Annotated in this window: 11 protein-coding genes; 6 read left to right on the top strand and 5 right to left on the bottom strand. The window is 37.3% G+C overall.

Going from position 1 to position 10038, the window contains the following annotated elements:
- From Q1553_RS03655 to Q1553_RS03645, 3 genes are all read right to left on the bottom strand, one after another.
- A partial coding sequence (locus Q1553_RS03655) for a S4 domain-containing protein (protein ID WP_300842761.1) occupies positions 1-276 on the bottom strand: 276 nt, incomplete at its 3' end.
- A complete protein-coding gene (locus Q1553_RS03650; protein WP_300691661.1) occupies positions 277-828 on the bottom strand; it encodes a hypothetical protein in 552 nt (183 codons plus the stop codon).
- Positions 819-2153 carry a UDP-glucose/GDP-mannose dehydrogenase family protein gene (locus tag Q1553_RS03645; RefSeq protein ID WP_115550643.1) on the bottom strand — a complete coding sequence of 445 codons (1335 nt, stop codon included), beginning with the start codon at positions 2151-2153 and terminating at the stop codon, positions 819-821. The genes Q1553_RS03650 and Q1553_RS03645 overlap by 10 nt, the downstream gene beginning before the upstream one ends.
- Before the next feature lie 141 nt (positions 2154-2294).
- Between Q1553_RS03645 and Q1553_RS03640 the strand changes: the two genes are divergently transcribed.
- The 6 genes from Q1553_RS03640 (at position 2295) to Q1553_RS03615 (ending at position 8735) form a co-directional block, all read left to right on the top strand.
- Positions 2295-3209 (top strand): aspartate carbamoyltransferase catalytic subunit, encoded by a 915-nt coding sequence (locus Q1553_RS03640; RefSeq protein WP_115550642.1) that lies wholly within the window; start codon positions 2295-2297, stop codon positions 3207-3209.
- Complete coding sequence (locus Q1553_RS03635) at positions 3209-3850, top strand: LysE family translocator (RefSeq protein WP_300763027.1); 642 nt, start codon at positions 3209-3211, stop codon at positions 3848-3850. Before Q1553_RS03640 ends, Q1553_RS03635 begins: the two co-directional genes overlap by 1 nt.
- Positions 3851-4030: 180 nt before the next feature.
- A complete protein-coding gene (rho, locus tag Q1553_RS03630) occupies positions 4031-5356 on the top strand; it encodes a transcription termination factor Rho (RefSeq protein WP_115550640.1) in 1326 nt (441 codons plus the stop codon).
- Positions 5357-5359: 3 nt separating this feature from the next.
- The gene (gene murI / locus Q1553_RS03625; protein WP_297570322.1) at positions 5360-6115 is read left to right on the top strand and encodes a glutamate racemase; all 756 of its coding nucleotides are present in this window, start codon (positions 5360-5362) and stop codon (positions 6113-6115) included.
- A gap of 164 nt (positions 6116-6279) precedes the next feature.
- Complete coding sequence (gene thiC / locus Q1553_RS03620; RefSeq protein WP_115550638.1) at positions 6280-7626, top strand: phosphomethylpyrimidine synthase ThiC; 1347 nt, start codon at positions 6280-6282, stop codon at positions 7624-7626.
- Positions 7623-8735 carry an Mrp/NBP35 family ATP-binding protein gene (locus Q1553_RS03615; protein ID WP_115550637.1) on the top strand — a complete coding sequence of 371 codons (1113 nt, stop codon included), beginning with the start codon at positions 7623-7625 and terminating at the stop codon, positions 8733-8735. The genes thiC and Q1553_RS03615 overlap by 4 nt, the downstream gene beginning before the upstream one ends.
- 19 nt (positions 8736-8754) lie before the next feature.
- On the opposite strand, the gene Q1553_RS03610 is transcribed toward Q1553_RS03615, so the two are convergent.
- Positions 8755-9189 carry a hypothetical protein gene (locus tag Q1553_RS03610; protein WP_300842760.1) on the bottom strand — a complete coding sequence of 145 codons (435 nt, stop codon included), beginning with the start codon at positions 9187-9189 and terminating at the stop codon, positions 8755-8757.
- A gap of 165 nt (positions 9190-9354) precedes the next feature.
- The coding region (locus Q1553_RS03605) for a Cj0814 family flagellar-dependent secreted protein (protein WP_366525090.1) at positions 9355-10038 on the bottom strand (684 nt) is incomplete at its 5' end.

The following is a 10038-nucleotide window of genomic DNA, read 5'->3' as shown; positions in this document are numbered from 1 at the left end:
GGCATTCAACCGATGAAAATTCTGCTTTAAGTAGGGATTGGATTCCAAGAAACAATGCAGTTTCTCCCCTGCACGACTCACAAAGCACAAAGATTCTAAAAAGGAAATGGAATCGCAAGAGGAAACTTCACAAGAAACCCTCTTGCATACTTTATCATTCACGCAAACTTTACCCTTTTTGATGAGACTTTGTGCCTTGTTGCGTGATTCACATAAACCTAATTTCACACAAGCAATATCCAATCGTATTTTTTGTATAGTTTGCAAATCTTGCAATTACTTTCCTTTTAAATCCTCTTTACTTAAGCCTTTAAAGCCAAATTTTAAGAAATTTTCACCAAATTTTGGGTGGCTTAACACGAGTGTTAAACTATCTTGTATGCGTTTATTTTGCGGCGCAAATTTAACCAAATAGTATTCCCCCCAACGCATAGCATTTTGCTTCATTAACCCCTGTAAATCTTTGCTTTGTAGTCGGGTAATTTTTATTGGGGATTCTCCATTGCTTAAAGTCAAATGATAGCCGTTTTCCAAGAATCCTAAGGAATTCTGCTCGCTTTGATACACATCTACAAAAAATACTTCTCCCTTTTCGTGTGGATAGTTTTTCTCATCATAGGAATTTAAATGCACCGCAATTAAAACAATCCGCGTAATCTCATCAAAGACTAGCTCACTTTTGCGTGTTGCTTGAATATAAGATTCTTCAGGTTTAGAGGGAATTAATTTAGATTTCAAAGATTCCATTTTAGTGCAACCATTCAAAATCAATACAATACCGATTAAGATTCCACCAAAAAAGAATCGCAACAAATGCTTTAGACACATAATTGAACACCGATTTCATAATAAGTAAAGCCGAGCTCTTTAAGTCTTTTGGCATTGTATTGATTGCGTCCATCAAAAATGATAGGTGTTTTCAAACGCTCTTTGATTTCCAAAAAATCCGGACTTCTAAACTCTTTCCATTCTGTAACTAGCACGAGACAATCACAATTTTCTAATGCGTCATATTTGTTTTTGGCATATAAAATATTTGGAATCCCTTTGAGATAAAATTGCTGCGCTTCTTGCATTGCCTTAGGGTCATATGCTTTTACCACCGCACCGCGTGCAATTAATTCATTAATGAGAACAATAGAAGTTGCCTCACGCATATCGTCTGTTTCTGGCTTGAAACTAAGCCCCCAAACACAAATTTGCCTTTCACTTAAATCATTGCCAAAATGCTGCACGATTTTTTTACCCAAGATTCGCTTTTGCTCATAATTGACTTGTTCTACTGCGCAAATCACCTTAGGATTCATTCCATTTTCTAATGCAATTCTTGATAAAGCTTTTACATCTTTTGGAAAACAACTCCCCCCATAGCCACAACCCGGATAAATAAAATTATATCCTATGCGCTTATCACTCCCGATTCCAACACGAACATCATTTACATTTGCGCCCACCGCCTCGCAAATATTTGCAATCTCATTGATAAAACTAATTTTCGTTGCTAGCATTGCGTTTGCTGCATACTTTGTCATCTCTGCGCTTTTAATATCCATTACAATAAATCTGTCGCGACTACGGCAAAAAGGAGCGTAAAGCTCTTTTAAACGCTCCTTTACCCACTCTTCCTCTGCACCAATGACAACGCGGTCTGGCTTAAGAAAATCATTAATCGCATCTCCCTCCTTTAAAAACTCTGGATTGCTTGCAACTCCAAATGGAATCTTTTTCTTACGCGCTTTAAGCGCTTCATTAATCGTTACTTGAACCTTTTGTGCAGTGCCAACTGGAACGGTGGATTTATCTACGACAATAAGTTGCGATTCCATTGTTTCGCCAATTTCTTTTGCGGCTTGAAGCACATATTGTAAATCCGCACTGCCATCTTCACCCATAGGTGTGCCTACTGCGATAAATACAATTTCACAATTTTTTAATGCCTCTTGTAAGGAAGTAGTGAAATATAAATTACCATTTTGATAGTTTTTATTTACAAGTTCTTCTAAACCCGGCTCATAAATAGGAATCTCACCGGATTTGAGTTGTGCAATTTTGGATTCTACCACATCTACACAAACAACTCTATTTCCCATTTCGGCAAAACAAGTCCCGCTTACTAATCCCACATATCCTGTGCCAATCATTGCTATATTCATCAAGATTACCTTTGAAATTCATAAAACTTTCGCATTTTAGCATAATCTTACTCCAAATAATATAACCGCAAAGGAAACTTAAAGCAAAATAAATTTATAATTTTATTGTTTAGACTTTATAAAGACTTGCGAGGTTGGATTATGGCGCGACATCTCTTAGAAACTAAAGACTTTAATAAAAACGAAGTGGAACAAATTTTGGATTTAGCTCAAAGCTTTTTAGAATCTAAACCTAGAAATAGCTTAAATGGGCATATTATTATTACAATCTTTTTTGAAAACTCTACCCGCACGCTCTCTAGCTTTGAAGTTGCAACTAAAAGATTAGGTGGAAGTGTGGTGCGTTTAGATGTCTCTCGTAGCTCTACTGCAAAAGGAGAAACGCTTTTTGACACCGCAGCAAATCTCAATGCAATGAATCCAAGCGCAATTATCGTCCGACATAGAAACTCTGGCGTGCCAAACATTCTTTCTCAATATGTTTCTTGCTCTATTATCAATGGAGGCGATGGCGCGCACGCGCACCCAACACAAGCACTTTTAGATTTGCTTACCTTACGCAAACATTTGGGCAACCTAGAGGGTAAAAAAATTGCGATTGTGGGTGATATTCGTAATTCGCGTGTGGCTAATAGCAACATTGAACTTTTAGGCAGATTTGGAATGGAAGTGATTTTGGTAGGTCCTCCGCATTTTATTCCGAAAACTTCCTTGCGCCATTGCTTATTTTTAAAAGAAGTCATTGATGAAGTTGATGCAGTGATGAGTTTGCGCACACAAACAGAGCGGCACGATTGCCCGATATATTCAAGCTTAAAAGACTATGCAAGTGATTATTGTATTACGCAAGAAATTTTTGGTAATCGCGATATTATCTTGTTACACCCCGGACCTGTGCATCGCAATATTGATATTAGTGATGCAATGCTAAAAGACCCACGCTGTAAAATATTAGAACAAGTAACAAATGGTGTCGCAATTCGTATGGCGGTTTTAGAAACACTCATTATGCACGATAGTAGCTCAAAGATTCCAAAAAACTTCCCTTACTTTTAATGGAATCTCTAATCTTAGAACTTAGCACGCTTTTTATTGTCGGTTTCATTGGTGCTTTGACACCTGGACCGGATATTTTGTTTGTGCTTAGAAACACCATTAGTTTTGGCACTAAGGCTGGTTTTTCTAGCTTATTTGGCATTTTTTGTGGTTGGCTTGTTTTTATCAGTTTGATTTATTTTGGCTTTGCCCATCTGATAAATGGTGCGTTACCTCAAGGAATCCTAAGCTGTATTGGTGGATTCTATTTATTTTATGTTGCTTTTGCGCTTTTAAGAAAACCGAAAAATACCATTGATTTTCATTTACATTTACAAACAAGCAAAACTTTCTTTTATGATTTTATTCTCAAAGGGTTTTTACTGAATCTCTCCAATCCCAAAGCTATCCTCTTTTTTGCTGTTATTATTACACCTTTTATGAATCAATATTTAGAGATTAGTCTTTTAGTCTTGCTCTGTGGATTATTTTTTACTTTTATTCTTGTGATTATGCTGGGTGTATTTTTTAGAAAATTCATCAACAACACATTTTTTGATAAAATTGATAAAATTTGTGGAATCGTTTTTATTCTTTTTGGGATTCTACTTTTTATCTCAAGTTATCAAAGTTTTCAACTTGTGTTTTTCAATGAAATTTAACACATTAAATCTTGACAAGTTTATCTTTTTAGATTAAAATTTTCTCATCACTTCATTCAAAGAGAAGTTATAAGGAACTGCATAAAGGACTTCAGGGATTTTAACATCCGTTTTTCCACAATTTTTAAATTTTTCAAGAAACCTCTTTGCAAGGAATCCTAAACAAAATTAAGGCGACAAATGAGCGAAAACAATTCAAACAAAAAAGAACACAAAACCCGCACTCATACACCCGTTGAGGGCTATACGATTGAAGATTTACGCGCAAAATCCATTAATAAACTTGCAGAAATCGCAAAATCTTTGGGTATTGAAAATCCACAAGAATTTTTGCGTCAAGATTTGATTTTTGAGATTTTAAAAACACAAGTTAGCAAGGGTGGATTTATCCTATTTACAGGAATCTTAGAGATTACAAGTGAGGGGTATGGATTCTTACGTGCCATTGATGAAAATTTCTCCGGCTCGCAAAATGATGCTTATGTAAGTAGCACACAGATTCGTAGATTTACTCTAAGAAATGGAGATATTATCACAGGACAAGTTCGCTCTCCAAAAGACCAAGAAAGATATTATGCCCTTTTAAAGGTAGAAGCAATCAATTATCAATCTCCAGAGGAGATGAAAAATCGCCCACTTTTTGATAATCTTACGCCTCTCTTTCCAACCGAACAAATCAAATTAGAATACAATAGCTTTAAAATCACAGGTAGAATGTTGGATTTATTTGCTCCTATTGGAAAAGGACAACGTGCATTGATTGTCGCACCTCCAAGAACGGGTAAAACAGAGCTAATGAAAGAGCTTGCCTATGGAATCACCCAAAATCACCCAGAGGTAGAATTGATCGTCTTACTCGTAGATGAACGTCCAGAGGAAGTTACTGATATGGAAAGAAGTGTGAAAGGTGAAGTTTATAGCTCCACCTTTGATATGCCCGCCAACAACCATACGCGCGTAGCAGAACTTGTCGTAGAGAAAGCAAAAAGAATGGTAGAAATGGGCAAAGATGTCGTGATTTTACTAGATTCCATTACGCGTCTTGCAAGAGCTTATAACACTGCTACACCTAGCAGCGGTAAAGTGCTTAGTGGTGGGGTTGATGCAAACGCCTTGCACAAACCCAAACGATTCTTTGGAGCAGCAAGAAATATTGAACAGGGCGGAAGTCTAACGATTATCGCAACTGCACTGATTGAAACAGGCTCTAGAATGGACGAAGTGATTTTTGAGGAATTTAAAGGCACAGGAAATAGTGAAATTGTCTTGGCGCGTCATATTGCAGAGCGCAGAATTTATCCCGCAATGGATATTCTAAAAAGTGGCACACGCAAAGAAGAATTACTCTTAGGTAGCGACAAATTACAAAAAGTTTGGGTATTGCGCAATGCGATTCATCAAATGAATAATGAGATTGACGCTCTGACTTTTCTTTATTCCCAAATGCAAAAATCCAAAGACAATGAAGAATTTTTAAATATGATGAATAACGATGCAAAAGATTAAAATATGATTCCACAAAGAATTGGTGTATTTGATAGCGGCGCAGGGGGTATAAGTGTCCTAAAAAGTCTTATCCATTCCCACAACTTCAGCGAAATCATCTATTATGGAGATACTGCACGCGTCCCCTATGGTGTGCGCAGCGCAGAAACTATTGCACAATATTCCCTAGAAGCACTAGAATTTTTTAAAACTTTTGATTTGGATTTACTTGTTATTGCTTGCAACACCGTGAGTGCTTATGGCTTGAAAGCTATGCAAGCAGTTGCACCCTATCCTATTGTTGGTGTGATTGAGCCGGGAGTTTTAGCGCTTAAAAATAAAATCCCCAATAAAGATTCCAAAATCTTGATTTTAGGCACAAAAGCGACGATTCAAAGCAAGCTTTATAGTGAGCTTTTAGCATTTGAGGGTTATCATAACACTTTTGGGCTTGCCACTAGCCTTTTTGTTCCTATTGTGGAAGAAGGAATTTTTGAGGGTGAAATCTTGAAATCAACAATGAAACATTACTTTGCCCTCTATTCCCAAACGCCAGAAGCCATTATTTTAGGCTGCACACATTTCCCTTTAATTGCAGATTCCATTTCACATTATTATCATCACAACCCCTTGCTCATTCATTCGGGAGAAGCCATTATGGAATACCTGCAAAACTCTTATATTTTAAAGTCTTTTGAGAATCCTCCGAAAGTAACTTTCTATGCAAGTGATAGCGTGGAAAAACTAGAAAAAATCGCTAAAATTTGGCTTGCAAAATAAATTCTATTTCTAAACATTATCACTTGATTTTGCAATGATTTGCGAGGTTTTTGCCATAAAATCTACAAAAAAAGCTAAATTTTATTTTTATTTTGATATTTTATATCTTTTACAACTAAAGATTTAGAATCTAATGATAAATTCAAACTTCCAAAGGAGATTCTATGCGAAAAGCATGGATAAAAGCAAGAGAAAAAGATAAAATCAAAACGCAATTACGCTATGCAAAAAAGGGTGTCATCACGCAAGAAATGGAATATGTCGCCAATCTTGAGCATTTAAGTCCCGAAATCGTGCGTAAAGAAGTGGAGAAAGGGCGGCTTATAATACCCGCAAACATAAATCACACGAATTTAGAACCAATGGGAATTGGAATCGCAACGCGCACTAAGATTAATTCTAATATCGGTAGTTCTGCACTTGCAAGTTCTATTGAAGAGGAAGTGCAAAAAACACTAATTTCCATTAAATATGGAGCGGATACGATTATGGATTTAAGCACAGGGGGAGATTTAGATTCTATCAGAGAAGCAGTAATCCAAAGCTCTAGTGTGCCGATTGGCACAGTGCCAATCTATCAGATTCTACACGATGTGAAAAACGACATTAATGCGCTAGATATTGACACTATGCTAGAAGTAATGGAGAGACAGGCAAGGCAAGGCGTGAGTTATTTCACAATCCATTGCGGATTCCTCCTAGAACATATGCCAAAACTATCCAAACGTAAAATGGGCATTGTCAGTCGTGGTGGTAGCTTAATGGCTTCTTGGATGTTGCATTATCACAAACAAAATCCCTTTTATGAAGCCTTTGATGACATTTTAGATATTTGCCAACGTTACGATGTCTCTTTAAGTCTTGGGGATTCCTTGCGTCCGGGTTGTCTAGCGGATTCTAGTGATGAAGCCCAGCTTGAAGAGCTAAGAGTAATGGGCGAATTAGCCGCAAGAGCTTACGAAAAAGATGTGCAAGTGATGATAGAGGGACCGGGACATACGCCAATGAATGAAATTGAACGCAATGTAGAGTTGCAAAAGGAGCTTTGCCACGAGGCACCTTTTTATGTTTTAGGACCGCTTGTTACAGATATTGCTGCGGGGTATGACCATATCGCTTCAGCCATTGGTGCGGCTATTGCCGCTTGGAAAGGTGTTGCAATGCTATGTTATGTTACCCCTAAGGAGCATTTAGGGCTACCGAATGCAAAAGATGTGCGTGAGGGAATCATTGCTTATAAAATCGCAGCACACGCAGCGGATATTGCGCGTGGGCGCACAAATGCAAGAATCAGAGATGACGCAATGAGCAATGCGCGGTATAATTTTGATTGGAATAGACAATTTGAACTTGCCCTTGACCCAGATAGAGCGCGTGAATATCACGATGAGAGTCTGCCACAAGAGGTATTTAAAGATGCGAAATTCTGCTCAATGTGCGGACCAAAATTTTGCAGCTATAAGATTTCACAAGAAATCGTAGAACAACATCAAGAAAAGGAAAATGTGTGAATCAAGAACAACTCGTTAATTTATTAAAAGAGGTAATCTACCCAAATTTTGAAAAAGATATTGTAACATTTGGCTTTGTTAAGGAAATGCTAGTAGAGGGCGATTCTGTTGCTTTGCGCGTGGAGATTCCCTCTGCGTCCGCTGAAGTAGCACAAAAACTCAAAGATTCCATTACGCAAAAGCTCAATGCACGAGGAATTACAAAAATTAATTTGGACATCAAGCAACCTAAACCACAAGCGGAATCCAAACCACAAGGCACAAAAAATCTTGCTCCACAGATTAAAAACTTTGTAATGGTAAGTAGTGGTAAAGGGGGCGTGGGCAAATCCACTACAAGTGTTAATTTAGCAATTGCTTTGGCAATGCAAGGCAAAAAAGTTGCATTGCTAGATGCGGATATTTATGGACCCAATGTGCCAAGAATGCTTGGATTAGAAAAAGAAAAACCCGAAGTTGATCCAAACCTTAAAAAACTGATTCCATTGCAAGCTTTTGGCATTGAAATGATTTCTATGGGAGTGCTTTATGATGAGGGGCAAAGCCTGATTTGGCGGGGACCGATGATTATTCGTGCAATTGAACAAATGTTAAGTGATGTTTTGTGGGGGGATTTGGATATAATGGTGATAGATATGCCTCCGGGCACAGGTGATGCGCAACTCACTCTCGCACAAAGCGTTCCTGTAACAGCTGGAATCTCTGTTTCTACCCCACAAAGAGTTGCGCTTGATGATGGTGCTAGGGCGTTGGATATGTTTTTAAAACTTAAGATTCCTGTTGCTGGGATTATAGAAAATATGAGTGGCTTTATTTGTCCGGGTTGTGGCACAGAATACGATATTTTTGGCAAAGGCACAACAGAACAAGTTGCCAAAGACTTTGACACAAGAACTCTTGCGCAGATTCCTATTGAACCTATCGTGCGTGAGGGTGGCGACAATGGCAAGCCAATCGTATATTTCAAGCCAGATTCTAAATCTGCTAAAGAATATCTAAAGGCTGCCAAAGAATTATGGGAGTTTATAGAGGAAGTCAATGCTAAAAAATTAGCAGATAACAGTGCGATTCAACCTGTGGATAATGGCAAGTCTGCTTGCAGTAGCTAGGCGGATTCCCCCGCTTACCCTACCCCTTTAACAAATGATTCAAAAAGGTATTCATCTTTTCTTGCTTGGTTTGGGATTCGTAGGGTTTGGAATCTTTGGGTTCCTTAGAATCTTGAAGTGTTTGTTTGGCTTGTGTATTGTAAGATTCTTGTTTGCTTAGTGCTTGAAGTTCTTGAACATTAAGAGAATGAAAATCTAAAATCTCTTGAAAGACTTTAAGGAAATGTGTTAAAAAGTTTGCAAACTGCTCTCTATCCTCGTCCCAAACAATCGTATTATTATGCGTATAACCTAAATCTATCAACTCTTGCAAATGGGATTCCACAGAGATTTTACCATTTAACAAATCCCAGAATCTTTGGTCTGTGTCGTAATGAATAAGGTAGTTGTTGAGGGTATTGTTCGTTGCGCTACGCCCTGTGATTTTATTATTATACGCTTGATAATCAGCCATTCTTGTGAATATTCCGCTTCTTTAAAATAGCTAAAATTTCTACTTAAATACTCATTAAACATTCCATCAAGCGAGATTTTATCTCCTTGTATAAAGTTTGACAAGATATAATTTTCTATATTTTTTGTGGAAAAATCAATGAAGCTAGGCGTTGTAATGCCTAGTTTATGACTGCCAACTATAAATTTGAGTGAGCATTTCCTCTGTGGGAATTAATGCAAAAACATTTTGATAACCATAATCTGTAAAGAATCCTTTAGGTAAAGCATTGATTTCCTCTTTTGAGAGCATTTTATTGCTTTTTGTGAAATCCTCGCCATAGAAGTTTTTAAAAGATTCAAAGGCGTTTTTAGCTGTCTGCATAAAATCTACTTGCGAATAAGCCGCTGGTATGCTAATGGAATCCGTCAGCATAGTTTTTTTATAAATGTTCTCTAATGTATCGCAATGAATCTTGTAATCTAGCGGAATCCCAGCAACAGCATTAAAATCCTCTCCCATAAAACCCTGTTCGTCCAAAGAATATCCAAATGCGCTTTTATTTAAAAAGGCAATTTCTTTTTGGATTTTAAGGATTTGAGAGTTTTTAGCATTGTGGATTTCCCAAGCTTTATCCAATATCTCCAAAGGCTTATCAGGTAAATTTCTTGTGGGGACTTGGATTTGTTTAACTTGTAAAAGCTCTTCTTCTAATTGTCTAATTTTGGATTCTGTTTCCTCTTTAGTCTCTTTGATTTGCTTGGATACATTTTTATGCAATAATAAACTAAAATCAAAAACACCTAGAGACTCTACCTCTGCTTTTTGATTTATTGCTTGAGAATTGTTAGAATATTGATTAAGCATTGC

This window comes from Helicobacter sp. UBA3407, from assembly GCF_949747025.1.
Lineage (GTDB): Bacteria > Campylobacterota > Campylobacteria > Campylobacterales > Helicobacteraceae > Helicobacter_D > Helicobacter_D ganmani.
This window is presented reverse-complemented; position numbering and strand designations above follow the sequence as displayed.

Excerpts from the sequence above, each read along its gene's own strand:
- Q1553_RS03650 (WP_300691661.1), bottom strand. The coding sequence starts at position 828 with ATGTGTCTAAAGCATTTGTTGCGATTCTTTTTTGGTGGAATCTTAATC.
- Q1553_RS03645 (WP_115550643.1), bottom strand. The coding sequence starts at position 2,153 with ATGAATATAGCAATGATTGGCACAGGATATGTGGGATTAGTAAGCGGG.
- Q1553_RS03640 (WP_115550642.1), top strand. The coding sequence starts at position 2,295 with ATGGCGCGACATCTCTTAGAAACTAAAGACTTTAATAAAAACGAAGTG.
- Q1553_RS03635 (WP_300763027.1), top strand. The coding sequence starts at position 3,209 with ATGGAATCTCTAATCTTAGAACTTAGCACGCTTTTTATTGTCGGTTTC.
- rho (WP_115550640.1), top strand. The coding sequence starts at position 4,031 with ATGAGCGAAAACAATTCAAACAAAAAAGAACACAAAACCCGCACTCAT.
- murI (WP_297570322.1), top strand. The coding sequence starts at position 5,360 with ATGATTCCACAAAGAATTGGTGTATTTGATAGCGGCGCAGGGGGTATA.
- thiC (WP_115550638.1), top strand. The coding sequence starts at position 6,280 with ATGCGAAAAGCATGGATAAAAGCAAGAGAAAAAGATAAAATCAAAACG.
- Q1553_RS03610 (WP_300842760.1), bottom strand. The coding sequence starts at position 9,189 with ATGGCTGATTATCAAGCGTATAATAATAAAATCACAGGGCGTAGCGCA.